The organism is Spirosoma pulveris (assembly GCF_054781875.1).
Map to the genome: position 1 here is coordinate 24787 of NZ_BAAGTO010000009.1, position 24857 is coordinate 49643.

25 protein-coding genes and 1 tRNA gene are annotated in these 24857 nt (G+C 46.6%); all 26 read right to left on the reverse strand.

All coding sequences use genetic code 11. From position 1 onward, the window contains the following. Window positions 1-3 precede the first annotated feature (3 nt). The 26 genes from ACYVJM_RS24230 to ACYVJM_RS24355 all read right to left on the reverse strand — a co-directional run bounded on the left by ACYVJM_RS24230 (window position 4) and on the right by ACYVJM_RS24355 (window position 24834). On the reverse strand, window positions 4-1029 hold the full coding sequence (locus ACYVJM_RS24230; RefSeq protein WP_461150823.1) for an outer membrane beta-barrel protein: 1026 nt from the start codon (window positions 1027-1029) through the stop codon (window positions 4-6). Next, window positions 1026-1949 carry a hypothetical protein gene (locus ACYVJM_RS24235; protein ID WP_461150824.1) on the reverse strand — a complete coding sequence of 308 codons (924 nt, stop codon included), beginning with the start codon at window positions 1947-1949 and terminating at the stop codon, window positions 1026-1028. The genes ACYVJM_RS24230 and ACYVJM_RS24235 overlap by 4 nt, the downstream gene beginning before the upstream one ends. Next, a complete protein-coding gene (locus tag ACYVJM_RS24240) occupies window positions 1918-2517 on the reverse strand; it encodes an RNA polymerase sigma factor (RefSeq protein WP_461150825.1) in 600 nt (199 codons plus the stop codon). Before ACYVJM_RS24240 ends, ACYVJM_RS24235 begins: the two co-directional genes overlap by 32 nt. A gap of 109 nt (window positions 2518-2626) precedes the next feature. After that, window positions 2627-2896 (reverse strand): DUF983 domain-containing protein, encoded by a 270-nt coding sequence (locus ACYVJM_RS24245; protein ID WP_461150826.1) that lies wholly within the window; start codon window positions 2894-2896, stop codon window positions 2627-2629. Between the two features lie 58 nt (window positions 2897-2954). Beyond that, window positions 2955-3230: a hypothetical protein gene (locus tag ACYVJM_RS24250; RefSeq protein WP_461150827.1), complete on the reverse strand. Its 276-nt coding sequence runs from the start codon at window positions 3228-3230 to the stop codon at window positions 2955-2957. Between the two features lie 13 nt (window positions 3231-3243). After that, on the reverse strand, window positions 3244-3786 hold the full coding sequence (locus ACYVJM_RS24255; protein WP_461150828.1) for a DUF420 domain-containing protein: 543 nt from the start codon (window positions 3784-3786) through the stop codon (window positions 3244-3246). Between the two features lie 10 nt (window positions 3787-3796). Continuing rightward, window positions 3797-4507, reverse strand: a complete 711-nt coding sequence (locus tag ACYVJM_RS24260; protein ID WP_461150829.1) for an SCO family protein — start codon at window positions 4505-4507, stop codon at window positions 3797-3799. Between the two features lie 3 nt (window positions 4508-4510). Then, the gene (locus ACYVJM_RS24265; RefSeq protein WP_461150830.1) at window positions 4511-4834 is read right to left on the reverse strand and encodes a cytochrome C oxidase subunit IV family protein; all 324 of its coding nucleotides are present in this window, start codon (window positions 4832-4834) and stop codon (window positions 4511-4513) included. A 12-nt stretch (window positions 4835-4846) separates the two neighbouring features. Beyond that, the gene (locus tag ACYVJM_RS24270) at window positions 4847-5644 is read right to left on the reverse strand and encodes a cytochrome c oxidase subunit 3 (protein WP_012930133.1); all 798 of its coding nucleotides are present in this window, start codon (window positions 5642-5644) and stop codon (window positions 4847-4849) included. Window positions 5645-5659: 15 nt separating this feature from the next. Continuing rightward, the gene (locus ACYVJM_RS24275; RefSeq protein ID WP_461150831.1) at window positions 5660-6250 is read right to left on the reverse strand and encodes a cytochrome c oxidase subunit 3; all 591 of its coding nucleotides are present in this window, start codon (window positions 6248-6250) and stop codon (window positions 5660-5662) included. A 9-nt stretch (window positions 6251-6259) separates the two neighbouring features. Further along, window positions 6260-7138 carry a heme o synthase gene (gene cyoE, locus ACYVJM_RS24280; protein WP_461150832.1) on the reverse strand — a complete coding sequence of 293 codons (879 nt, stop codon included), beginning with the start codon at window positions 7136-7138 and terminating at the stop codon, window positions 6260-6262. A gap of 1 nt (window position 7139) precedes the next feature. Further along, window positions 7140-8159, reverse strand: coding sequence for a COX15/CtaA family protein (locus tag ACYVJM_RS24285; protein ID WP_461150833.1), 1020 nt, complete (start codon window positions 8157-8159; stop codon window positions 7140-7142). Continuing rightward, a complete protein-coding gene (locus tag ACYVJM_RS24290) occupies window positions 8134-10017 on the reverse strand; it encodes a cytochrome c oxidase subunit I (protein ID WP_461150834.1) in 1884 nt (627 codons plus the stop codon). The genes ACYVJM_RS24285 and ACYVJM_RS24290 overlap by 26 nt, the downstream gene beginning before the upstream one ends. A 28-nt stretch (window positions 10018-10045) precedes the next feature. Further along, window positions 10046-11167: a cytochrome c oxidase subunit II gene (locus tag ACYVJM_RS24295; protein ID WP_461150835.1), complete on the reverse strand. Its 1122-nt coding sequence runs from the start codon at window positions 11165-11167 to the stop codon at window positions 10046-10048. A gap of 18 nt (window positions 11168-11185) precedes the next feature. Next, window positions 11186-12496, reverse strand: a complete 1311-nt coding sequence (locus ACYVJM_RS24300; protein ID WP_461150836.1) for a quinol:cytochrome C oxidoreductase — start codon at window positions 12494-12496, stop codon at window positions 11186-11188. A gap of 89 nt (window positions 12497-12585) precedes the next feature. Beyond that, the gene (locus ACYVJM_RS24305; RefSeq protein WP_461150837.1) at window positions 12586-13197 is read right to left on the reverse strand and encodes a c-type cytochrome; all 612 of its coding nucleotides are present in this window, start codon (window positions 13195-13197) and stop codon (window positions 12586-12588) included. 14 nt (window positions 13198-13211) lie between these two features. Then, a complete protein-coding gene (locus ACYVJM_RS24310) occupies window positions 13212-13745 on the reverse strand; it encodes a DUF3341 domain-containing protein (RefSeq protein ID WP_461150838.1) in 534 nt (177 codons plus the stop codon). Window positions 13746-13827: 82 nt separating this feature from the next. Beyond that, complete coding sequence (nrfD, locus tag ACYVJM_RS24315) at window positions 13828-15258, reverse strand: NrfD/PsrC family molybdoenzyme membrane anchor subunit (RefSeq protein ID WP_461150839.1); 1431 nt, start codon at window positions 15256-15258, stop codon at window positions 13828-13830. 97 nt (window positions 15259-15355) lie between these two features. Continuing rightward, window positions 15356-18466 (reverse strand): TAT-variant-translocated molybdopterin oxidoreductase, encoded by a 3111-nt coding sequence (locus ACYVJM_RS24320; protein WP_461150840.1) that lies wholly within the window; start codon window positions 18464-18466, stop codon window positions 15356-15358. Between the two features lie 90 nt (window positions 18467-18556). Next, window positions 18557-19882, reverse strand: a complete 1326-nt coding sequence (locus tag ACYVJM_RS24325; protein WP_461150841.1) for a c-type cytochrome — start codon at window positions 19880-19882, stop codon at window positions 18557-18559. Window positions 19883-20108: 226 nt separating this feature from the next. After that, window positions 20109-20179: transfer RNA gene (locus ACYVJM_RS24330), tRNA-Cys, on the reverse strand. A gap of 138 nt (window positions 20180-20317) precedes the next feature. After that, a complete protein-coding gene (gene rpsA / locus ACYVJM_RS24335; RefSeq protein WP_461150842.1) occupies window positions 20318-22105 on the reverse strand; it encodes a 30S ribosomal protein S1 in 1788 nt (595 codons plus the stop codon). 249 nt (window positions 22106-22354) lie between these two features. Further along, window positions 22355-22870 carry an HNH endonuclease gene (locus ACYVJM_RS24340; RefSeq protein ID WP_012930120.1) on the reverse strand — a complete coding sequence of 172 codons (516 nt, stop codon included), beginning with the start codon at window positions 22868-22870 and terminating at the stop codon, window positions 22355-22357. 176 nt (window positions 22871-23046) lie between these two features. Further along, entirely contained in the window at window positions 23047-23508 is a 462-nt protein-coding gene (gene smpB / locus ACYVJM_RS24345; protein ID WP_461150843.1) for an SsrA-binding protein SmpB, read from the reverse strand. 294 nt (window positions 23509-23802) lie between these two features. After that, window positions 23803-24399: an OmpH/Skp family outer membrane protein gene (locus ACYVJM_RS24350; protein WP_461150844.1), complete on the reverse strand. Its 597-nt coding sequence runs from the start codon at window positions 24397-24399 to the stop codon at window positions 23803-23805. A 93-nt stretch (window positions 24400-24492) separates the two neighbouring features. Further along, window positions 24493-24834, reverse strand: coding sequence for a hypothetical protein (locus tag ACYVJM_RS24355; protein ID WP_461150845.1), 342 nt, complete (start codon window positions 24832-24834; stop codon window positions 24493-24495). Window positions 24835-24857 lie beyond the last annotated feature (23 nt).

A 24857-nucleotide genomic window follows, 5' to 3' on the forward strand; every position in this document is an offset into this window, starting at 1 on the left:
ATCTCAAAAACCGATTCCGAAGGTAAGTGTCCGTACGTCGGGGCCTTTATCGGTTTGAAAAAGTGGATTTAGATCGTATTTCACGAAGAAGTCGAGACTACGAAGGCCTAAATGCGCCATAACACCGTAGCGGTAGTTGTTCACGTAGTAATCTGAGTGACGACGATCTTTGCTGCCATCAGCCTCTTTTAATTTGCGATAGCTATCCAGACGGTAATTTATATAGCCTCCCACGCCTAGATGGCAAATTTTCCGGCCGTCGCTGTTGTAGAACGTCACTCTGGGCACTACTGGCACGCCAATGGTTGCGACTGTCAATTTACTTTTTTGCAGATTTCGACCGGCATCCGGAAACGCTACTCCCGCCGGCGTCTTTTCAACGATGTTGTTTCCTTCGAACATGAAGTTGTTCCAGGCCAGTTCAATGCCATAATAAAGCTTTAGAGAAGCGTACTTACCCCGGACAATGGTTGGCATGGCTCCCATCGAAAATGCCACGTACCGCGATCCTATGGGACGCAGATCATAGCTATCTTCCGGATAAGCCGGACTTGGACTGTGTTGAATAAAATTATTGAGACCAATGCTTAACCCATAGTCAAAGCTGCTTTTATTTCGATCATCCTTCCGACGTTTGGCCCGTTGATAATCCTGATCCTGCTTATCGGTTTGTTTTGATGCGCTTGTAAGCGTATCGTCTGTATTATTTATCACAATGGTCACACCGTCTTTCTTCTTCGTTACAACCAGCACGGTATCTTTCAAAAATTGGCCACCATCTTTTGAGATAGCCGTTTTTCCATCCGGCACCGAATCGAGTTTCATACCCATCTCCCGAACGATTTTGTTCAGGTCGTAGCTCGACAACGCCTGAATAGCGGCTTTATCTGGTGCATAAATAACAAGTCGGGTCCGGTTCGCAAACCGAATGACGAGCGAGTCGGCCGGGTGTGCTGAGAATTTACCAGCGCTGGCAAACATTGGAATGGCGAGTGCCAGTAGGAGTAACTTATGTATTCGTAGGATCATTGTTTTGCGGCTTTCTCTTTATCTAAACTGTGTTTCAGGCCACTATAAGCCCGCTCGAGCAGGCCACGGTCTTCGTTGTTCATATCGCCCTGCCGGGCAAATACTTCGCCCTGTTTTATACGTTTCACCTGCTGCCACAGACTGCCTTTTGTTTCCTTATCCACTTTATCATTTTGAGCCACCGCTGCTTTTTCATCAATAATTGCTTTTGCTTCCTGACGGGCGGCTACCAGTGCCTGTGGCTCAGCAATGGTTACTTCCAGTACGCGTTCAGCAGCGGGGGTTGGTTTAGCTACGACTTTATTCTCGGCGACACGCTCTATGGTCGGTATTTCTATTGGGCTTACATTTGTGGAAGCATTGGGAGCTATGGTTCCCTTGTTATCAACAGTTTTTGTCTGCGCAGCTACCGCTTCGTTTTGTCCCTGTTTTACTACCGATAGAGCTCTGCCTGCTTCTTTTGTCACGTTACCGCTTTCTAAGGTTGGGTAAGTCACCTTTTCTTTCGCCGGTTCATTATTATCAGCAAGCCGTGTCGCATTTTCTGCGGGCGACAATCCGGCAGGGGCCTCGTCGGCGACTTCGTCTTGTCGTTGGCTATTCGATATGCGTTGATCGTCCTGTTTCGATTTTTTAAGGGCCTTCTCGTTTACTGCTACATCGTTTTGCCCTAATTTACTGCCAGACCCTGACGGCCGGTAAAGCCAGCCAAACAGGCAAACCAGCGCCAGACAAGCCGCTGCCGCCATGTATGGCTGTGTAACCGGATTCCTCCAGAAAACTAAGCGTGGTTCTATCTTCTGTTGGTTCATACGTGCCTGTAGCCGCTCAAACCCATCGGCGCTTGGCGGCAGAGACATGTTACCCAGCTTTCGGGCAAACAAATCGTCAATTGGCGGTTTTTCTGTATGCTTTTTCATAGGATTCAGACCGAGTTTCCTGTTCCATTTTCTTCAAGTTCGTTTGCAGTAACATACGTGCACGGCTCAGCTGAGACTTCGACGTCCCCTCCGAGATGCCCAGCGTTTCTGCTATTTCGGCATGCGAGTACCCTTCAATCGCGTACAGGTTAAATACAGTACGGTATCCGTCGGGCATTTGATTCACTAACCGTAGTAAATCATTTTCATTTACGGCTGTATCTGCCCACTCATAATCTGGTTCAACGGTAATGTCTTCGAGGGGTACCTCTTGTCGCCATTGTTTTGCTTTTCTCAGAAACATCAACGACTCCGTTACCATAATACGCCTGATCCATCCTTCGAAACTACCGTCTTCCCTAAACTGCTCTATTTTCTCAAAAACTTTCATGAAACCATCCAGCATTACTTCTTCGGCGTCCGCTCTATTTCCACAATAACGTGTGCAAACAGCCAGCATTTTACCAGCATACCGTTCATAGATGACCTTGTGCGCGCGGCTTTCGCCCCTCTTCAGCGCTCCAATCAGCTTAGCTTCTGTTGTAAAAAACGGTATAAGTCGAAGCATATTCGTTCAGGTTCATTGAGTAGATGCAAGTTAAGGGAGGCTGGTTGCATGAAGTCGAAAAAATAATCATAGATAGACTATTTTTCACTGGACATAAAAAAAAGGGCTATTAAAGCCCTTTTACGTATTTGATTCCGGCAACATAATGGAGCCAGATTACACGTGATATTCGAAAGTTGACCGGCGCAATTACGATCATGACTGGTGCTATGATACTGGCATACACCCAGCCGTCCGGATCACCCCCCAAATAAAATATCAGAAACCCCAGAACCAAAGCAACGCCACCCGATATGGCATAGCTTACGTACATGGCTCCAATAAAATAACCGGGTTCAATTTCATAGCGTAATCCGCAGTGAGGGCACAGTTCGTACATCTCATCAAAGCCGGTGGGCGAATAGAAAGGCTTTTTAAATATTTTACCTTGTCTACATCTAGGACATAGCCCTTTTAACGCGGCCTGCAATTTCGAGACGTCTTCCATACTCACGTTTGCTATTCCTGTACCATAAATAAGCAATTGATGCTACAATTAGATACGGAATCATTAATAAATAGACTATTCCAAGGTTCAGGTTGGAAGCAACAACGCTTCGACCGTTACTAACTGTACTTTCAACCGTTCCCCGGCACATGGCACATTGGGCCATTAACTCGGGCGAAACGGCTAACAGAATAACAATTACGAGCCACACTTTCCAGGTTCTCATGATCTTTTCCGTGTTAATAGATGTAATAAGGTTCGATCAAAAAATAGACGATCACGCCTGTAATACTAACGTACAGCCAGATCGGAAAGGCATACTTAACGGTTTGCCTATGCTTATTTATTTGACCACTTAGTGCAAAATAAACGGCTCGTAATACAAACCAAACAACAATGATTGAAAGAACGATGTGCGATACCAGTAAAAAGTAATATACCGGTCTTATCCATCCCTTACCACCAAATGGAGTCGACTGATTGGTTAAATGATAAAGCACGTAGCTCACCAGAAATATTGACCCCAGTGTAAACGCCATTAACATGGTCCGTTTATGCGCCGTAATGTTGCCCTGACGTATGAAGTAGAGGCCTACCAGCAACAGCATTGCTGTGAGTGAATTGATAACCGCATTCAGGTGGGGCAAAATGGTGGTCCAGGGACCTAAATCAACTTTTTGCCGAATGCCGAGCAGAATAGCGACAGCGACTGGAATAGCTATCGAGAGCACATTAATAACCCGATTCGCTTTTTGTTCTTCAACGGGTTTCAACGCTTCCATAATTTCCTGATTATTCTTTGCTGTAAATGTCCAGTAAAACGCGGATTTCGAGGACTAAACGATCAACGTCTTCTTTATCGGTTCCATCGTAGAACCCCCTGACAATCCCCTGCTTATCTACTAATACCAACTTTTCGCTGTGAATAAAAGTTTCGTCCGGCTTCCCCTCTTTCACGCCCGCATCTACCGTTGGCAAATAATAGCCATGCATCGCCAAATCATAGATATCTGCTTTATTACCTGTTAAGAAGTACCACTTTCCCGGTATGGCCTCATATTTGGTTGCATACGCCTTTAACTGGGCTGGCCGGTCGTGTTCGGGGTCTACCGTATGCGAGAGGAACACGATATCAGGATTATTGCGAAAGATGTCCTGCACTCGGGTGAGTTGCGATGATATTCGAGGACAGATCGTTCCGCAACGTGTAAAGAAGAAATCAGCCACATAAATCTTATTCTTTACGATCGACTGATCAACCGTCTTCCCATCCTGATCGATTAGTTTGAACGGGGGGATCTGGTTGAAGATGGTATCTGTTACCTGACTACCATCGGGCAGACTTACTTTACCCATTAGCGGCTCACCGTTCGTTGAATCAATTTTGGGTAAGTAGCGGGGTAATGCGTAGTGATTCTGCGTTCCAAATCGTAGGAATACATACAGCAAAGCCGGGACCAGCAGTGTAACGAGCAGGATCCCGGCTTTTCGATTAACCGTCATCAGTTATCGTAATTGAAAAATAGAACCGCCTTCGGTCAATAGAGCTACAAGCAGCCAGATGATAAAGACAATGGGGATAACGATTGCCCAGATGAGGCTTTTCACCTCATGCTTTAAGTGCATGAACTCGCCAACAATATAGAAGGCTTTCACCAGTGTCATGATCACGAAGATCGACGTTCTGAAGCCACCCGCTTTCATGAAATAAGCCAGGGTAAATTCAAAGGCGGTGATAACCGATAGAATAACAAACGTGCGCCAGATTAGGCCTGTATTAGCTGGTGGAATTTCACCAACCTCGTGGGTTCCGTGTGAATGATCAGACATAGCTCAGGGTAATTAAACCAGATAAAAGAATGTAAAGACGAATACCCAAACCAGGTCAACAAAGTGCCAGTAAAGACCAACTTTCTCAACCATTTCATAATGGCCCCGACGCTCGTATAATCCAGTCGATGCCCGGTAGAATATCAAAATGTTCAGGACAACTCCACTAAATACGTGCGTTCCGTGGAAGCCCGTGATAAAGAAGAACAGATCAGCAAAGGCTGGTGGTCCGTACTGGTTTTCAACCAGGTTGGCTCCAAAGATCGTGCGCTGAATGGCTTGACCATTAATTAGCTCGGTAATCGTTGTACCAGTCTCCGTGCCATGAATAAAGTGGCTCCACTCCCATGCTTGGCTACCTAGAAAGGTGAAACCGCCCAGAATAGTCCATAACATGTATTTCTCAACATCCTTACGGTCCATCCGGTGACCAGCTTCAACAGCCAGTACCATGGTTACGCTACTGAAGATAAGAATGAACGTCATGATACCCACAAAGATCAGGGGTAGGTCAACGCCATGTAAAAATGGAACCGAGTTGTAAACCTTTTCTGGTGTTGGCCAGTACAGGTTCGAAAATTTGAACACTTCGCCGAATACTGCTGGATCCCAAGCCGGGTAGCTGTACCGAATCAGGCCATACGTTACGAGTAAAGCTGAAAAGGTAAAGGTATCCGAGATCAGGAAGAACCACATCATCAGCTTGCCGTAGCTCACTTTCATGGGTTCAACACCACCCATCCATGTTTTCTTGTCGAACACTTGCTCCGAGTCGGTCGTCAGGGTATCGTGCGTTACAGTAGCCGCCATGCGTCTAAAAGATTATCAATGAAAATAGACTAAAAAGAAAAACAAATACAACCACAAAATGTCTAAAAAATGCCAGTACGTTGCCGCTATCTCTATCTGATTCAGGCTTTTGGCATGAATACGAAGTCGAAACGACGCGATTAAAGCAACTATTAGAACGACTAAACCAGAAATAAGGTGAAAGCCGTGTAGACCGGTAAAAATGTACATAAACGAACCGGCCGGGTTGCCAACGAAGAAAACATTTTCGTTCACTAATTCAACCCAACCCTGGAACTGCATGTACAAAAAGATCGCTCCAAGTGCAAAAGTAATAGTTATAGCTATTTTCAGGCCCTGAAAGTTATCTTTTTTTGCACAAAGGTAAGCCCAGTGCATTGTCAGACTACTAATAACTAACACTACTGTACTATACGAGAAGATGGTAGGAATGTCGTATTCCAGCCAGTTACCTTCCGCTCTACGTACCAGATAAGCACTGGTCATAGCCGCAAAGAGCATGATGATACTGACAACGAACAACCACATGATAAATTTGCGGGGGTTCATCGAGAGCGTTTCCTGTGGCTCTTCGGCAATTGAAATATCGTTGACTAACTCACTCATGATTTGTTGTTATACTTTATCGAGTAGATAAACAATCTGTACAACGGGCAAATACAGCAATGAACCAAACATCATTTGCAAGGCTGCTTTGTCGGTACATGTTCTCATTAAGTGAAACGTTTGTGCTAAGAACAAGATTCCGCCAACCATCGCTACCAGTGCTGAATTAATACCGGTCATACCGAGCAAGTAAGGTAACCAGCCTACGGGTATTAGAAATAGCGTATAGATCATGATCCTGTACGCTGTTTCTGCTGTTTTTCCGTCGCCGGGCATCATTTGAATACCTGCTTTTTTGTATTCATCGAAAGCCAGCCAGCCGATAGCCCAGAAGTGAGGGAACTGCCAAAAGAATTGAATGGCAAATAATATTCCCGGTGCCCAGCCAAAGTGGTTAGTAGCCGCCACCCATCCAATCATCGGCGGAAAAGCGCCCGGAAGAGCGCCTACAAATACAGCGATTTGTCCTTTCTGCTTTAATGGCGTGTATACAAACCCATACAGCAGCAGCGAGAGCACAGCGAGTGCAGCTGCTCGTATATTAAAAACCTCTACGAACAAATAACACCCAATACTGAATAACAGAAAGGCGAAAACGGCGGCTTCATTTACAGATAAACGTTCGGTTGGTAATGGCCGCACTGCAGTGCGCTTCATTACTTTATCCGATTCCTTCTCGATTATCTGATTGATGATGTTTGCAGCTCCGGTAATGCAGATTGACGCGATCGTTAAAACAGCGATTTTCCACCAGACTACGGTATCCGAGGCCAGACAGTATCCAAATACGCCTGAAAAAACAACTGCCAGTGTTAACTTCAGTTTAATTAACTCAATGTATGCTTTTGCTTTCCCGTTCAGAGTGGCTATTGCCAGTATTTTTTCCATACTAAGCTTGTACTAATTGAGACATGTTAGGCTTGTCTCCAGCGATTAGAAGTTTGGGAGTTAGCAGAATGCTAACCGAAAACTGCAACCCTACAATCAATATGGCTAACAACAGGTGGATTGGTTGAGCTGCAGCCGGTACGCCCAGGTAAGCCATGATTATACCCGTACCTATCTCTGCAACAACGAGTATAATGAGATAGTTGGTTAACCGGTGAATTACTGCTGATGTACTATGTTTTCGAAGCCGATACAGCACAAGCACATGTAAACCAAACAGCACTAACGAAAAGGAACGGTGAACATAAAAACGCCAATCCAATTCCCCAATCCAACTATTTCTTTGTGTATACCCTAATCGTTTTACGACAAAATCGAGCGCATCTCTAACCTGAGCACCGAGGATGATTTGTCCTAAGGTCAGTATCATAACGGTTATTAGCAGCGCTCTTACTCTATTCGTAGTACTTGCAACACGCTCTACCTGAAGCTTACTCGCATTGGCACGAATCAATACGAATAGTAAAGCAAAGACAACGACAATGGCTAATAAAAGGTGTAGCGTGATCATATATTGTGCTAACTCGGTAGCTACAACACGTGAACCTAACCAGCCATTAACACCAATCATCAGAAAAGCCACCAGGCTTCCTATTACAATTGATTTGTCTTTCCGTAAGTAAGTGAAGGAGGTAATTAGGGTGGCAAAGACGAGAAAACCCGAAAGAACACCTAATAAGCGGTTGATGTACTCAATCCAGGTTTTAACGGCGTTAAACTCGATCTCACCCTTGAGTTTCGCTCCGTAAACTTCCTGATAGTTAGCAGGAAGCTGCGAAATCTCCGTGGGAGGAATCCATTGGCCAAAGCACTTGGGCCAATCGGGACAGCCCATTCCAGAGCCTGTACCCCTAACGATTCCACCTGCAAGGATCAGCAGATAAATAACGATTACCGTCAGGAAAGCCAGGCTCTGGAAGCGCTGTTCTTTTTTATTAATGAGGCTGTTTGAACTGGTCATTCAGGTTTTGTGCCTCGATCTCACTTTCCAGGCTAATCAATTCGTTCTCATGTGGAAGATTTGATTCTGGGGTTTGAGAGTAAGGTACGTTTTGTGGGATGAAGTCATCCTTTGCACCTGGTTTGCTGTAATCATATGGCCAGCGATAAACGGCCGGTATTTCACCTACCCAGTTGCCATGACCCGGGATAATTGGCGTTGTCCATTCAAGGGTGTTTGACTTCCATGGGTTTTGCGTTGCTCTCTTACCTCTAATTAAGCTATTAACAAAATTATAGATAAACACCCATTGTGCTGCAAACGTAAAGATTGCCGCCAGACTGATGAACGCATTCATGTCGGCAAAGATGTTCTTCGTGAAGTCATAGCTGGTAAACGCATAATAACGACGAGGGAAACCAGCAATACCTACATAGTGCATTGGGAAGAACACGAGGTAGATACCAATGAAGGTCAACCAGAAGTGTATATACCCCAGTTTCTCATCCATCATCCGGCCAAACATCTTAGGGAACCAGTGATAAACGCCCGCTAACAAGCCAAAGGCTGAAGCAGCACCCATTACGAGGTGGAAGTGTGCCACTACGAAATACGTGTCGTGTAGCTGGATATCCAGAGCCGAGTTACCAAGAATTAGACCGGTAATACCACCTGAGATAAAGAACGATACCAGACCAATCGAGAACAACATGGCTGGCGTAAAGCGAATGTTCCCACGCCACAGCGTTGTAATGTAGTTAAACGCTTTTACAGCCGATGGAACTGCAATGATCAACGTCAGGAACATAAAGATAGACCCCAAGAATGGGTTCATCCCGGTTACGAACATATGGTGAGCCCATACAATGAACGCCAGGAAGGCAATACCCATCATTGAGGCAATCATGGCACGGTATCCGAAAATTGGCTTACGAGCGTTCGTTGCGATAATTTCCGATGTCATACCCAACGCTGGCAGAATAACGATGTATACCTCGGGGTGACCCAGGAACCAGAATAAGTGCTGGAACAAAATTGGGCTACCCCCTACGTTTGGTAATGCTTCACCTTTGATGTAAATCTCAGACAGGTAGAAGCTGGTACCGAAGCTACGATCGAAGATTAGCAGTAATGCTGCTGACAATAACACAGGAAATGAAATCAAACCCAGAATAGCCGTTAACAGGAACGCCCAGATCGTCAGTGGTAATTTACTGAACGACATACCCCGTGTACGGAGGTTAATAACCGTTGTAATGTAATTGATACCACCCAGCAATTGTGAGACGATGAACAAGGCCATACTAATCAGCCATAGCGTCATACCCAGTTCAGAGCCCTTATGAGCTTGTGGTAATGCACTTAGTGGAGGATAAATAACCCATCCACCAGCTGCTGGACCCGTTTCGATGAACATCGACGAAAACATAACAACACTGGCGATAAAAAAGAACCAGTATGACAGCATGTTTAGAAAGCCGGATGCCATATCACGCGCACCTACTTGCAACGGAATCAGGAAGTTTGAGAATGTACCGCTCAAACCCGCTGTCAGTACAAAAAACACCATGATTGTACCGTGCATGGTTACCAATGCCAGGTAAAAATCAGGGTCAAGCTTATCCGTTTCGTTAATCCAGCTACCCAAAACCGGGCGCAGGAAACCTAACTTCAGATTAGGGAAACCTAACTGAAGTCGGAACATTACTGACAAGCTGATGCCAATGATTGACCACAGGATACCAGAGATAAGGTATTGTTTTGCAATCGTTTTGTGGTCTTCAGAGAAGATATACTTGCGCCAAAAACTTTGCGGCTCGTGATGGTCATGCTCTGTTGCATGTGCCACAATTGCCGGGTTAGCTGATACAGTCGCCATCGTATTTGGTTTGTTGTAAGTTAAAAAATTAACGGAGTGTAGTAGTTGCTACAGAAACTCCACCTTGGCGTGGTAATGACGCCGTAGAGCTGTCAGATGGCGCAGCAGTGGCATCGGCAGGCAGATACTTGGCTGCTTTTGCTTTTAGACTTGCCGGTATACGAGTAGCTAGTTCAGGAGTTGATGTCAGCAGCGGCTTTTGCTGTTTGCACCAAGCTTCCCAACTTGCCTCGTCTTCAACAATAAGGCGAATACGCATCGAAAAGTGCCCCTGCCCACATACTTCTGTACAGGCGATTTCATACGTAAAATCAGGGTTACCCGTTAAGTTACGCATTTCATCTGTTGTCTTATCGGCTATGAACCAAAAACGGGTTGGCATACCAGGAACTGCGTCCATCTTCACTCGCAGGTGAGGAATAAATACGCTGTGCAGTACATCGCGAGCACGGATCTTCAACAAGACGGGTTTATTGGCCGGAATGTGTAACTCCGAAGTAGAAACGAAATCATCAAATGAAGCTTCATCTGTATAATCGATTCCCGTTTCATTATTGTTGTCGATCAACTTGTAGTTGAAGCTACCCAGTTTATTGTTATCAACACCAGGATATCGGGCAATCCAGTTGAACTGCTTTCCAACAATCTCAAACACTTGCGCGTTTGCTGGCGCTTCAGCCATGATATCCCGCCATGCCCTCCAACCGGTGAACACCATTACAGCCATAATAACGGCCGGAACAATAGTCCAGATCAGCTCAAGCTTATGGTTTTCCGGATAATAGGCCGCTTTATAACCCTCTTTGTGCTGGTACATCCAGGCGAAAATGAACAGCAATGCATTCGTTAGAATAAACGCAGCCGTAATCATTGCCATAGAAATCCAGAACAGGTTATCTGTACGCCGTCCGTGAGGAGACGACGCTTCGGGTAAAAAGAACTGTCGGGCATACATGAATGACCAAACAGCACCTATAAGACCAACGACGAAAAAGACAACAAACATTGCTGCGTTGATCTTATTGCTCAAACCGATATGCCCTTCTTCTTTAGGGCCACCTGCGTTCTTAACAACAGCGGCCATTTTGGAAACGACCATTGCGGCCAATCCTAAAAAGACTACTGCCAGTAATGCGACTATATAGACCATTTTTTTACAGGTTAGAAATTAAATGTCGTGGTGTAATGTCTCTACCAGCATCGGGTGATTCTTTGGAATCAAATTAGCCTTTGATAACTGAGAAGAGACACTCCAGATAAAACCACACGCGAAAATAAGAATCATACCGAACTCAATCGGACCAAAACCACCGTGCTCACCTACCGTTCCCGGCATAATGTTAACGTAGAAGTCAAAGTAGTGACCGATGATGATACACCAGGCAGCCAGCTTTAAAATGATGTATGTCCGTTTAGCGTCCCGTGTCATCAGAATCAGGAAAGGACACACAAAATTAAGGAACAAGTTTATGAAGAACGGAGCTTTGTATATGCCTCCATAACCACTAAAGCGCTCGCGGTAGTAAATAGTTTCCTCCGGAAGGTTAGCGTAATAAATAAGCATAAACTGCGCAAACCAAACGTACGTCCAGAAGATACTGAAGGCAAACATGAACTTGCCGAGGTCATGTAAATGGCTATCATTAACGATTTTAAGATATCCTTTTTCTTTCAGCGTAACAACCGTTAACGTAATGATTGCCAGGCCCGTTACGTGCCAGCTCGCCAGTGTATACCAGCCGAACATCGTGCTGAACCAGTGGGTATCAATCGACATCACAAAATCCCAGGCTGATGTTGACGAAGTAACACCAAAGACCAGTAGGAAGGCTGTACCCAGTTTGATACTCTTATCATAATACTCCGTACCACCTTCAATATCTTCTTGTAAGGAGTAGTTACGGATAACACGCCACATCATATACCACAGGGCGAAATAGAGAATGATGCGTGTCAGGTAAAAAGGCATATTCAGGAAACCTTTCTTACCATTGATGATCGGATCAAACTCGGCACTCGATGGATCGAACAGCGCTGGATTCAGCCAGTGGAACAAATCATGTCCGGCAATGAAGAACACGGCTAAAATGGCAATTCCCGTAAATGGCAAAAATGCGGGAAGAGCCTCGGGAATACGCTTGAAAGCAGATGACCAGCCCGCCTGTGCTAAATAGTTATAGGATATGAAAAACATACCAATAACGGAGGCACCTGCAAAATAAACAGCGTTGAGCCACACGTTAGCCCACAAACGGTTTGTCCATTTGTATGCATGGTGGCCACCGCCTTCATGAGCACCTGCACCAGCATCATGTACGGCCACATGAGTTTCATGTGAACCAACACCCGATGCCAGCAGGTATGCGCCAATTGCTACTAACGCGACTCCGGCTCCAATACCGATCATTAACCGACGTTTGGAGTCCGCAGTAAATTCAAATTCTTCGTCTAAGGACGGTATTGCGTGAGCCGATGCCATTCTTATTGGTTTGTCAATTAATTAAAGACTCTGGATGTCTGTAAATGAAGCCGAATGAATAATAGCCATTCGTTGCATCCAGTGCCAATTTATCCTTGTTGGAGTTTATGAACGTACTGTACAATCTTCCACCGATCTTCTGGTGTGATTTGCGAACCATGTGGCCACATACGGCCTTTACCATGAGTAATGACGTGAAAAATATGTCCGTCATTCATTGTCTTGTAGGCATCCGCCGAATAGTTGGGAACCCCTTTGTACTGAGCAGCTACTGGCCCGTCACCCTTACCGGTTGCACCATGACAGTGACTGCAATAGCGGGTATATAAGACTTGTCCTTCCGCCTGCGTTTTCTCTGAATCCTGAATTGGATTTGTTAAAACACGTTCCGCAATCCCGATACTGTCAGCCGGAATATTATACATCATTAAGTCAGTGGTCTTGAAAGCCCCTTCGTTGAATGTCGTATGATAGTTAGGACGCGCAACAGTTCCCTGAGCCGGTAAACGCATGTTGAGACCGTTCTCTCTTACGTTTATCGTATTTGGGCGAATTTGACGGTAAGGTTCGTATCCAACAGATTCGTACATGTTCGGGGCATATACAGTGCCCGTATCATCGTGACCCTTTTTACAGGAAGTACCCGCAAATAGTAGTCCGATAATAGCTAGTGCCGCAACACTTTTATGTTTAGTTATCATCCTTATACTGATCGTTAGAACTGCTTGATATTGACTTCAGCAGCACCTGATTTTCTCAAAATCTGCTCGATATCACCTTCACCAATGTTGTTTTTGCTAAGGTCAATGGCCATGGCAAATTTATTATCGGTGGTTCGGAGGTCGTACATTAATGGCTTAACAGTTGGCCCCATTCCATTAGAGATCAGGAATGTTCCAACCATACCCAGCGCACAGAACAAGACCGTCAATTCAAAAATGATCGGTACATATATGACGGGAGAATAGGAGTCTTTACCACCAACGATCATTGGCCAGTCAAAACCTTCCGTGTAGTATGTCAGCGCTAATGCAGTAAGTGTACCACTTAGCCCGAACATAAAAGCAGCAATACCTAAGCGGCTGCGTGGATGACCAAGTGCAACATCCAACCCGTGAATTGGAAACGGCGAGTAGACCTCCTGAATCCGAACGCCTGCGCCTTTAACTTCTTTAACGGCACTGAGTACTACATCGTCATCATCATAGATGCCGACTAAGAACTTACCGTTACCATTTACATCTGACATGATTAATTCAGTTTGCAGTTTTGTCTACAACTCCCGGCTGCTTGCGCATCAATCCTCCGGGAGTTGTAAACGTAAAACCATCTTATTCTACGTCTTTATTAAACGTCGGATTGGCGACGCGTTCTCCTTTTGCAACTCCCGATACCGACACCGGCAATTTCTCGGACGATGATTTAATGATCGTTTTAACTTCAGCCATGTTAACTACCGGCAGGAATTTCGAGAACAGCAGGAACAACGTGAAGAAGAAACCAAACGAGAAAATGTAATCGCTAATGTCGAACAGCGTGGGGTGGAACATAGCCCAGCTCGATGGCAGGTAGTCGCGGTGCAGCGATGTAACAATGATTACAAACCGCTCGAACCACATACCGATGTTCACGATAACCGATAGAACGAACGTCCAAACGATGCTCCGGCGGATTGCCCGTGACCAGAACAGTTGTGGTGTAATTACGTTGCAGGTCATCATGGCCCAGTATGCCCACCAGTATGGACCGGTTGCCCGGTTAATGAACGCGTAACTTTCAAATTCAACCCCCGAATACCAGGCGATGAAAAACTCTGTCAGGTAAGCCACACCAACGATAGAACCGGTCAGGGTGATAACTTTATTCATCGACTCGATATGCTCAACGGTAATGTAATCTTCCAGTTTAAAGACGACCCGGATAATCAATACCAGATTTTGTACCATGGCAAAACCGGAGAAGATAGCACCAGCAACGAAGTAAGGAGGGAAGATGGTTGTGTGCCAACCCGGAATAACCGAGGTAGCAAAGTCCATACTTACAATCGTGTGTACCGAAAGTACAAGCGGGGTCGACAGACCGGCCAGAATCAAGCTCATGTATTCATAACGAGCCCATGTCTTAGCCGAACCATTCCAACCCATGGCAAATGCGCCGTATATATAACGAGATACTTTGCTGCGGGCGCGGTCGCGAATGGTAGCCAGATCAGGAATAAGACCCATGTACCAGAACACAAGGGATACAGTGAAGTACGTACTAATAGCAAATACGTCCCATACCAGTGGCGATTTGAAGTTTACCCACAATGAACCGAATGTGTTAGGCAACGGGAGCGCCCAGTAAGCCAGCCAGGGCCGACCCATGTGCATCAGGATGAAGCTGGCTGCACATAATACAGCAAAAATCGTCATGGCTTCAGCCGCCCGGTTTACTGCCGTTCGCCACTTCTGACGAAACAAAAGCAAAATAGCCGAGATCAGCGTTCCGGCGTGACCGATACCTACCCACCATACAAAGTTGGTAATATCCCACGCCCAACCTACAGTCTTGTTAAGGCCCCAAACGCCTAGGCCTTCCCACCAGGTCCAAAATACACAGGCGGCTCCGTAAAGTAGCACAATCACCGAGATGGTAAAGGCAATCGTCCACTCGCGGGTGGGTTTTCCCTCAACCTGTCTGCTGATATCCTCCGTCACGTCGGCGTAGGTTTTACCACCGGTGACGAGGGGAGTTCTTACGGCTGATGTAACATGCGACATATAATTTACTGATTTACGATGTATGATTTACGATAGACAATTTACGCTTTGTGACCCCAGATTGTTCTAAAACCAACCCACGTAAATTGTGATTTATTTATGCGTTTGTTTCCTGACGAGCGTTCTCGTTTTGCTTTGCCTCTTCGTCTTTGTTACGAATCTTGGTCAGGTACGAGATTTGTGGTCTCACGTTGATCTCTTCCAATACGTGGAATGCACGGCCTTCCAGCTCTTCAACCAAAATTTTCGAGATTGTGCTCTCCGGGTTGTTCATGTCGCCGAAGGTGATAGCATCCGTTGGACAAGCCTGTGAGCAGGCAGTCTGAACTTCGTCAGGAGCTAACCGGCGACGTTCTTTCTTAGCCGTCAGTTTTGTTTCCTGAATGCGTTGAACGCAGAACGAACACTTCTCGATAACGCCACGTGAACGAACCGTTACATCTGGGTTAATGACCATTTTGCCCAGGTCATTATTGAAGTGATAATCGTAGTTATCGTTGTCGTGGTATTTAAACCAGTTGAAACGACGCACTTTATATGGGCAGTTGTTAGCGCAATAACGCGTTCCAACGCAACGGTTGTACGTCATTTGGTTCAGACCTTCCGTGCTGTGCGTAGTGGCCAGTACCGGACACACTGTTTCGCAGGGAGCATTACTGCAATGCTGGCAAAGCATTGGCTGGAAAGTGATCTCCGGATTAGCCGAAGCAACCTCCAGACCTGAGAAATCTTCTGCCTCTGCGTCACTGCTGTAATACCGGTCGATACGCATCCAGTGCATCTCACGACGGTTAAGCACTTCCTGACGGCCAACAACCTGAATGTTGTTCTCGGCGTTACAGGCAACTACGCATGTTCCGCAACCTACGCACGAGTTCAGGTCAATGACCATACCCCATGAGTGGTTTGGTTTACCGTAACCGTTCCAGAGCGTAATGTCGGTTGGATCGGTTGGGCCTACTGAAGTCTGTACTTTAGGCTCGTAGCGACCTGCTTTCGGATTCTTCTGGTACGACGCCAGTTTAGCTTCCTGCAACACAGCGCGACGGCCCATTACGGTATCGTGCGTTTGCGTCTGGGCTATTTCATGACGGCCGCTTGCTTTGGCTACAGTTGCGGTAAACGAAGCAAAGTTTACGGTACCATTAGTGATCGAGGCAAATGGATAGGCATTCTTACCAACGCCGTTCGCCGATTTACCCGCTTTCTCGCGACCATATCCAACCGCAATCGATACTGTGTTGTCTGCCTGACCCGGTTGAATCAGAACAGGTAGCTCAACTGATTTTCCATTGACCGTTACCGTTACCAGATCATTCTGGGCCAGTTTCATGTCGTTAGCCGTTTTCTGCGAAAGGGCCGCGTAGTTGTCCCAGCACGCTTTTGAAACCGGATCAGGAAGCTCCTGTAACCAGGGGTTGTTAGCCATGGCACCCGTACCCACACCAACCGATTCGTACAAGGACAACTCCATACCGGTTGTTGGCTTGTAGCGTTGGGCGATACCGGCAGCAGCTTGGGCCACATCACCGGCAAACGAAGCACCGCCACCAACGGCCGCTTTATTCGGTTCAAACACGCCGTCGTTCAACGATTGTACCCAGAAAGCCTCAAACGAGCTAAAGCCCGTTGCTTGCGGATACCGCGTTGTCCGCCAGAAATTCTTCAGGTAAACCTGATAATCGGCAGGTTTGCCAGCCCATGTTAACAGGCTCGACTGAAACTGACGGGTTTTGAAGATAAGCGTGATCGCTGGCTGTGTCAGGCTGTAATAACCTTGCTTTGGCTCAGCGTCATTCCAGCATTCCAGATAATGAGGAGCTGGCGTAATGTATTTAGATAACGAAGCGGTTTCATCAGCCCGGTCAGCGAAAGACACCGACAGTGCAATTTTTGGCAACGCTTCTGCCAGCTCAGCGCCACGTGGATGGTCATATACCGGATTGGCTCCGTGGAACAGAACCGCACCAACCTGGCCCGCCTTAGCTTCGTTGATGAAGGCGTTCATCTGCTGGTCATTACCCTGGCGGTAGTTGACCGGCGAATTAATATCAATTGTTGTACCGTAGCTGCCCAGCAAGTTATTCAGCGCGTTGACAACGACTTGTACGTTTGGATCATTCGAACCCGAAACAACAAGTGCTTTACCACGCGACTTAGCCAGATCTGCGGCTGCTTTGTCTAAATGCTCAACGGTAACGGATGGCGTACTAACGGCTGAACCACCTAGTTTAGCAGCTACTTTATTGTAAAGAGCCGCCACGACCAAACCCTCCTGCGATGGTTTGATTGGTGTCCGGTAATCGGCGTTGGCACCCGTCATTGACAGGCCAGTTTCAAACTGGTAGTGACGAGACATGGTCTTCTTACCATTTCCAACCGCACCAATTTTACGACCCTTCGCATACGCATTCATGAACTCAAGCGGAGCTACCCAAGTACCCAGGAAGTCGGCACCAACGCTTACGATTGTTTCAGCTTTGCTGAAATCGTAAGAGGGAATAACCGCTTTCCCAAACGATGTTTGGTTTGCCTGAACAAGACCAAATACCGAATTAGCATCATACATGATATGACGGGCTGTTGGGTATTTAGCTACGAAGTCAGCCACAACCGCTTTCGTAGCCGGACTCAGGATCGTGGATGTAACAATCCGGATACCAGCGCCTTTTGCAGCTACTGCGTTAAGTTGGTTGACAATTTCACGGTCAGCAGTTGACCAGTCAATGTCTGTCTCACCACGCTTGGGGCCTTTCAGTTTGTCAATATCATATAATGACAAAACAGAGGCTTGAACGCGGGCAGTTGTACCACCTTTGGTTATGCTTGACTGTGGGTTACCTTCTATTTTAATAGGCCGACCTTCACGTGTTTCAACCAGGACAGCTGCATAGTCACCACCTTCGCTATACGTAGACGCATAGTAATCGGAAATAGACGGGAATGTGAACTCTGGTTTGTTAATGTATGGAATGGCCTTGTGAACGGGTGCTTCGCAGGCTGCCAGCGATACGGCCGCCATACCGAAACCCATTACTTTCAAAAAGTCACGGCGTTGGGTATTTGAGCCACCGAGCAGACCGTCCAGGTCATTTGATGATTCACTTAGGTCTGGATTAGCAAATTCGCTATTGGCGTTCTTAACAAACGTCGCGTCATTGCGTAATTCTTCAACCCCTTTCCAATACCGTTTAGATGTATTTTCCATGCGTGTTGTATGCGGCAATGGTTAAAATGAGAATGTATACGACAAAATGAAATGGAATCAGCTTCCTTTCAACTGTTTCTATACATTAAATTAATAGTGACATTTAGAACATTCCAGACCACCAATGTTGGCCACTTTAAGCGCGTCTTTACTTTCCTTCTTGTGTAAAGCCACTAACTTATCGTAGTACGCATTGTCTTTGGTGTTTACTTCCGTCCGGCGGTGGCAGTCGATACACCAGCCCATCGTTAACGACGACCGCTGCTCTACTACTTCCATTTTCTCGATTTCGCCGTGACAGGTCTGACACGCTACGTTACCAACGTTTACGTGCTGAGCGTGGTTGAAATAAGCCAGATCAGGCAGGTTGTGCACCCGAACCCATTCAATTGGCTGATTTTTCTCGATGGCTGTATAAATCTTCTGAATCTCGGGCGACTCTTTCTTAATGACGCCATGGCAGTTCATACAGATGTTTGCCGAAGGAATCGTAGCGCTCTTTCCCTTTTGAGCACCTGTGTGGCAGTAGTTACAGTCAATTTTGTACTGACCAGCGTGTAACTTGTGTGAGTACGCAATAGGCTGCTTGGGTGCGTAACCCTGCTGTATACCCACGCTATAAGCGCCGTCTATGGTTGCTTTCGTAACGACTAGCAGAAATAACCAGATGACGATTGACCGAAGTGTCGGGTTATTGAATGCATCAGACAAACCCGTTTTTAAACGCTGACCGAACGACGAAGCAGCCAGTGTACCATCGGCTGTTGCGGGCGTTACGGCTTTCGACAGGATTGTTACAATAGCTAACAAAACGCCAAGTACTAACAACATAACGATCAACAGCGCAACCAAAACGAAAGTGAAGAGTTCGGAAGGGCCACCAGTCGATGGGCCTGCTCCACCAGCACCGCCAGCGTTTTTGGTATTATCAGCACCGGCAACAGCGGCAGTGGCAGCTGGCTTGCCAGCCTGATCGATGTAAGCCAGGATGCCATCAATGTCTGCATCCGATAAGTTCGGAAAGCTCGACATCTGAACTTTACCATTGGCGTTAAATACCTGGTTAGCGTAGGCATCACCCGAGGCAATAACGGCTGATGAGTTCCGAATCCACTTGTGCAGCCAATCTTTACTTGGTGCCCGCTGTTCGATTCCCTGCAGACCTGGTCCAACTACTTTCTCGGCTGTTACCGCATGGCATTGTGCGCAGTTGTTGGTAAACAGCGACTTTCCTTTTTCAGCATCCCCACCGCCTGCAGGAGCAGCCGCTGCTGCGGCTGGAGCACCACCTGCTGCAGCATCCTGCGCTTTCACCTGACTGTTGGAAACCAACAGCGTCAGCGATAGGACGATAGCCACGCAAAGCTTATAGAAGCGACTCATTTTATGAACTATATTTTTTGAGTTGATCAACATAATCAGCACTGCTATTTTATTAGCCCCCAAAAGTACGACACGATTGCTGTATAGGCAAAAATTGCTGTTTAGTTATTTCATAGCCCATTTTATTTATATTGTTTCTAATTAAGCAGCCTGTAACCTTTCCCAGGAATTTTATAAAGTAGTCTTGATTAGCCATAAAAAATGCCATTTAACCCGCATTCCGTACAGAAAGCAAGCCAAATGGCATCTATTAAAAGAGAGGTTCCGAGCGGATTCGAACCGCTGTAGGAGGTTTTGCAGACCTCTGCCTAGCCACTCGGCCACGGAACCATTTTGACCGAAACAGGAGATTTCTCGCGTTCGGGAGTGCAAAGATATGATTTTATCCTACATAAGGAAACGCTTTCTTAAAAAAATGCCCCTAAGCCAAAAGGCCAGGGGCATTTATGCAGGTAAAGGAGGAACAACTTAGTTCCGGCCTTCCAGTTGCTCTTTCAATGCAGCCAGTGCATCAAGATCACCCAGAGTAGCACCGCGATCGGCTTGAGCCGGTGCAGAAGCTGCCTTTGGAGCGGTTGCTTTAGGCGCTTTGGCTTCCTTAACAGGCTCGTTCTTCTCACCCCACGTCTTGGTATGCGAGAGCATGATGCGCTTCTCTTCTTTCGAGAATTCCGTTACTTTGAAGTCAAGCGTTTCGCCAACTTCAGCGAAGGTGCCATCTTCTTTGCCCAGATTCTTGAGCGACGAGAAGCCTTCGATGCCATAGGGCAGTTCGAGCGTGGCCATCTTGTCGTTTTTATTCAGAATCGTGCAACGGTGAATGGTACCAACAGCAAATACGGTTTCGAACGTATCCCATGGGTTCTCTTCGAGTTGCTTATGACCTAAGGCCAGACGACGGTTGTCGACGTCCAGTTCAAGTACCAGCACTTCGAGTTCGTCACCAACCTTGATGAAGTCCGAAGGATGTTTCACCTTCTTCGTCCACGACAGATCAGACACGTGTACCAGACCGTCGATGCCTTCTTCCAGTTCGAGGAACAGGCCGAAGTTCGTCAGGTTACGTACCATGCCTTTGTGCTTCGTGCCGACAGCGTATTTGGTACGCAGTTCGGGACGAGTCCATGGATCTTCCGTCAGTTGTTTGATACCCAGCGACATTTTACGGTCGTTGCGGTCCAGTGTCAGCACTTGTGCTTCTACTTCGTCACCAACTTTCAGGAATTCCTGTGGGTTACGCAGGTGCTGCGACCACGACATTTCTGATACGTGGATCAGCCCTTCAACACCGGGTTGAATTTCGAGGAACGCGCCGTAATCAGCTACGTTCACGATTTTACCTTTCACTTTCGAACCAACCTGAATGTCTTCAGCCAGTGCATCCCAGGGGTGAGCCTGGAGTTGCTTCATACCCAGCGAAATACGCTTCTTGTCTTCGTCGAAGTCGAGTACAACCACGTTGACCTTCTGGTCGAGGTGCAGCACTTCGGATGGGTGGCTGATACGACCCCACGAAATATCCGTGATGTGCAACAGACCATCTACGCCACCAAGATCGATGAACACACCAAAGTTTGTCATGTTCTTGATAACGCCTTCCAGTACCTGACCTTTTTCGAGGTTGTTCAGGATTTGAGCACGTTGTGCTTCGAGGTCTTTCTCGATCAGGACTTTGTGCGAAACGACTACGTTGTCGTTGGCATAGTTGATCTTAACGACTTTAACCTCCATTTTCTTACCAACGAAGATATCGAAATCGCGAATTGGCTTCACGTCGATCTGCGAACCTGGTAAGAACGCTTCAATGCTGAAAATATCAACGATCAGGCCACCCTTGGTCCGGCGTTTAACGAAGCCATCGATAACGAGGTCTTCATCCAGTGCACGCTGAATTTTCTGCCAGGCGGTGATCACTTTCGCTTTTTTGCGAGAAAGCACCAGCTGACCGTTCGGATCTTCCTGATTTTCTACGTAAACTTCAATTTCATCACCCATCTTCAGGTCCGGCATATCCCGGAATTCAGAAGCTGGCACTAAGCCATCCGACTTGAAGCCGATGTTGAGTAGTACTTCCCGGTCCGTTATCCCAACGACGGTTCCCATTACCACTTCTTTCTCTTTAACTTCCGACAAAGTGTTGTCGTAAAGTTCCAACATCCGGTTGTGTTCTTCAACCGAATAGCCGCTTCCAAACCCTTTGTTGTCTGCCCGGTCCCAATCAAATGCCGGCAGTTCGCGTTGCTGCGTTTTGCTCATAAAAAAAGTTTCCCTGACCCCCTCAGTACATCAGCCCGTGGGTCAATGGCGGACTGACTTTAGTTGTGAATTTTTTCCTTTTGAAAAAGGATTGCAAAGATAGCAAATGCTTTCGATAAAAAGTTTCAAAAATGGCAAAAGTCTTTGAGAGAGAGAGGATAAAAGGAGTAAAGGGACGAGGTGGAGAAAGGAGTTTGCTCGTAGCATTACCCCTTTCTCCACCTCGTCCCTTTACTCCCCTTACTCCTTTTACTTAAATGCTTTTTCCTTCTTCGCCAGAAAAGGCATCCAGCTTTGCTCAAGGGAGCCCGAAAACTCGCGCAGAAAAACCAGAAAAGTTGGCTTAAATGGTTTTTGCCGTAATTTCAGGTTTGCTTCCTCAGGCGTGTAATCTCCTTTTCGGGAGTTGCACCGCTTGCAGGCGGTAGCCAGGTTATCCCAACTGGTCTTACCTCCTCTGGATTTTGGCAGTACGTGGTCAAGCGTTAAATCTTCGGTTGTACCACAATACTGGCAGTGATGACCATCGCGCTTGAAGATATTCTGCCGAGTGAGCATAACGCCCTTATAAGGCAGACTGACATACCGGTGAAGACGAATAACCGATGGCATTGGATACTCCGCCGAAACGGTTCGAAGCATGAACTGCTCAGATTCTGCAACAAGTTCTGCTTTATCTAAATAAACCAGCAAGAATGCTTTGGGAACGGAGCAGATGCTGAATGCACTGTAATCTTGATTTAAGACTAATACTTTCCTACCCATATCGCGTTTAGAGCCTCTGTACGGTAGCAAGTTACAGAGTTATCCACATAACGACAACAGGTATGACAAAAATTTAGCGAAGTGATAAGCAGGAAGTTTATGCGCCAAATAGGCCGGTAAAGCAGGAAACGCGGGCAATAGTCTACAAAAGCACTATTTTTCTATTCTACCATAAGTTAATAGCGTTCCCGCTGCATCTCCCGCTCCACATCACGCTCCTTAATACTGTCCCGTTTATCATATAATTTTTTACCCTTGGCGAGGGCGATTTCAACTTTGGCAAAACCCCGGTCGCTGGTGAACATACGGATGGGTACAATGGTGAGCCCCTGATCTTTCAGCTTTTCAGCCAGCCGTCTGATCTCGCGCTTTGTCAGCAGCAGTTTACGGTCGCGGAGAGGTTCGTGATTATAGTGTGTGCCTTCGGTATAAATAGATATGCTCATCTGCCGAATAAACAGCTCATCGCCATGGATCAGACAGTAGGCGTCCTGCAAGTTCACTTTCCCCTGCCGAACGGATTTGATTTCTGTACCCGTCAATACAATACCAGCAGTATACGTTTCTAAAAACGAATACTCGAAGGAGGCCCGACGATTGCGGATGTCAACTTGTTTAACGATAGAAGCGGTAGCCATGTACTGATGTAGGATGTGTGATAGGCAACGTACTTACGGGTTCCAGCCCTTACTAATTTACATGGGTGCTGAATCCCTTGGGTATGTCGTCCACCTTTAATTGAAACATAAAGGTAACCCGGTAAGAACAGGAACACCCGAAAAGTGACAGAGGTTTACTTAACCAAAAGAATTTGTCTCTTCCCAAACGATAGCAAGCATTATCGGGGCCGATGAATCAGGCAAAACGAATCCGGCTACTAAACTCTCGCTTAGTAGCCGGATGATCGATATCCACCTGATGTGCAGGTAGCTTTATTTCTTAGTTTGCTTCGCCTGGTATTCTTTGTTCAGACCAGCCAGAATTTTGCTGGTGCGATCGCCGGAAGGGTCAGCGAACAGGATACCGCCACCCTTGGTATAGCCCAACACAAATTCATATTTGTTGGTGGCATTTTCCTTTTTAAGGTATTCGTAGATCTGGTCGTACAACTGCTTGTTTTTGTCTTGCTCTTCCGTGGCAAGACCCTGTGCGGCCCGTTCCCGAAAGGCCAGAATGTCCTGTTGTTCTTTCTGAAGCGATGCTTCGGTAGCGCGGCCCTGCTCCTGCGTCATGGTAGCGGCCCGTTGCTGAAAGAACGCCACTTTATTCTGCAAATTCCGGCCTTTGGCGGCCAGATCGTTTTCCAACTGAAAACGCTTGCTCTCAAGAACTTTCTGAGTGTCTTTAAAGTAATCGTATTTGGTTAGCAGCGAGTCGACGTTTACATAGACAATAGCCCGGCCTTTCGCTTCTACAGGTGCTTTTACGGCAGAGTCAGCTTCGGCCTGCGGGCCTTTAAAGTGTAGGTAGTATAATACAGCTACGGCAATCGTCAGAACGACGTTCAGAATCAATGAGGCATTCTTCACAGGAAATGAATCAGTTAGTTAACAGTTTATAATACAAAGGTAGAGGGATTTATCGAATTAAGAACCAGATTAAACGGTAGTGGCCCGAACGGATTAATTTGCCGTTGCCTTTTTAACCAGAAAACCCGACAAGCCTGCAAAGCCACCCACGAGGCCACTTAACAGCGTAACGACCAGCATGGGAAGTACGGTAGTGTTTGTCTTGAAAAGAAGTTCACTCATGCGTCCGGTAAAGACGCCATCGGTTTGTGTGTGAATCAGTAAGGCGTAGCCCAGCCATACAATCGCCACGCCCGCAAACCCCTGAAAAAAGGCACTACCGCCACGCTGGCTACGCCAGAAGCAAACACCAAATGCAACGACAGCCAAGCTCCACCAGGGAAGAAAAAGTTGAGCCAACAGGCTCAGAATAGCAATAAGGATGAGTTCAATCATTATATAGTAAGCGGCTAAAGCCC

Coding starts and splice junctions, on each gene's coding strand:
- nrfD (WP_461150839.1), bottom strand. CDS start 15,258: ATGTCGCATGTTACATCAGCCGTAAGAACTCCCCTCGTCACCGGTGGT.
- ACYVJM_RS24255 (WP_461150828.1), bottom strand. CDS start 3,786: ATGGAAGCGTTGAAACCCGTTGAAGAACAAAAAGCGAATCGGGTTATT.
- ACYVJM_RS24235 (WP_461150824.1), bottom strand. CDS start 1,949: ATGAAAAAGCATACAGAAAAACCGCCAATTGACGATTTGTTTGCCCGA.
- smpB (WP_461150843.1), bottom strand. CDS start 23,508: ATGGCTACCGCTTCTATCGTTAAACAAGTTGACATCCGCAATCGTCGG.
- ACYVJM_RS24240 (WP_461150825.1), bottom strand. CDS start 2,517: ATGCTTCGACTTATACCGTTTTTTACAACAGAAGCTAAGCTGATTGGA.
- ACYVJM_RS24275 (WP_461150831.1), bottom strand. CDS start 6,250: ATGAGTGAGTTAGTCAACGATATTTCAATTGCCGAAGAGCCACAGGAA.
- ACYVJM_RS24270 (WP_012930133.1), bottom strand. CDS start 5,644: ATGGCGGCTACTGTAACGCACGATACCCTGACGACCGACTCGGAGCAA.
- ACYVJM_RS24250 (WP_461150827.1), bottom strand. CDS start 3,230: ATGAGAACCTGGAAAGTGTGGCTCGTAATTGTTATTCTGTTAGCCGTT.
- ACYVJM_RS24295 (WP_461150835.1), bottom strand. CDS start 11,167: ATGGTCTATATAGTCGCATTACTGGCAGTAGTCTTTTTAGGATTGGCC.
- ACYVJM_RS24245 (WP_461150826.1), bottom strand. CDS start 2,896: ATGTACGAACTGTGCCCTCACTGCGGATTACGCTATGAAATTGAACCC.
- rpsA (WP_461150842.1), bottom strand. CDS start 22,105: ATGAGCAAAACGCAGCAACGCGAACTGCCGGCATTTGATTGGGACCGG.
- ACYVJM_RS24325 (WP_461150841.1), bottom strand. CDS start 19,882: ATGTTGATCAACTCAAAAAATATAGTTCATAAAATGAGTCGCTTCTAT.
- ACYVJM_RS24340 (WP_012930120.1), bottom strand. CDS start 22,870: ATGGGTAGGAAAGTATTAGTCTTAAATCAAGATTACAGTGCATTCAGC.
- ACYVJM_RS24300 (WP_461150836.1), bottom strand. CDS start 12,496: ATGGCATCGGCTCACGCAATACCGTCCTTAGACGAAGAATTTGAATTT.
- ACYVJM_RS24355 (WP_461150845.1), bottom strand. CDS start 24,834: ATGATTGAACTCATCCTTATTGCTATTCTGAGCCTGTTGGCTCAACTT.
- ACYVJM_RS24310 (WP_461150838.1), bottom strand. CDS start 13,745: ATGTCAGATGTAAATGGTAACGGTAAGTTCTTAGTCGGCATCTATGAT.
- ACYVJM_RS24265 (WP_461150830.1), bottom strand. CDS start 4,834: ATGTCTGATCATTCACACGGAACCCACGAGGTTGGTGAAATTCCACCA.
- ACYVJM_RS24230 (WP_461150823.1), bottom strand. CDS start 1,029: ATGATCCTACGAATACATAAGTTACTCCTACTGGCACTCGCCATTCCA.
- ACYVJM_RS24305 (WP_461150837.1), bottom strand. CDS start 13,197: ATGATAACTAAACATAAAAGTGTTGCGGCACTAGCTATTATCGGACTA.
- ACYVJM_RS24260 (WP_461150829.1), bottom strand. CDS start 4,507: ATGACGGTTAATCGAAAAGCCGGGATCCTGCTCGTTACACTGCTGGTC.
- ACYVJM_RS24285 (WP_461150833.1), bottom strand. CDS start 8,159: ATGACCAGTTCAAACAGCCTCATTAATAAAAAAGAACAGCGCTTCCAG.
- ACYVJM_RS24290 (WP_461150834.1), bottom strand. CDS start 10,017: ATGGCGACTGTATCAGCTAACCCGGCAATTGTGGCACATGCAACAGAG.
- cyoE (WP_461150832.1), bottom strand. CDS start 7,138: ATGGAAAAAATACTGGCAATAGCCACTCTGAACGGGAAAGCAAAAGCA.
- ACYVJM_RS24320 (WP_461150840.1), bottom strand. CDS start 18,466: ATGGAAAATACATCTAAACGGTATTGGAAAGGGGTTGAAGAATTACGC.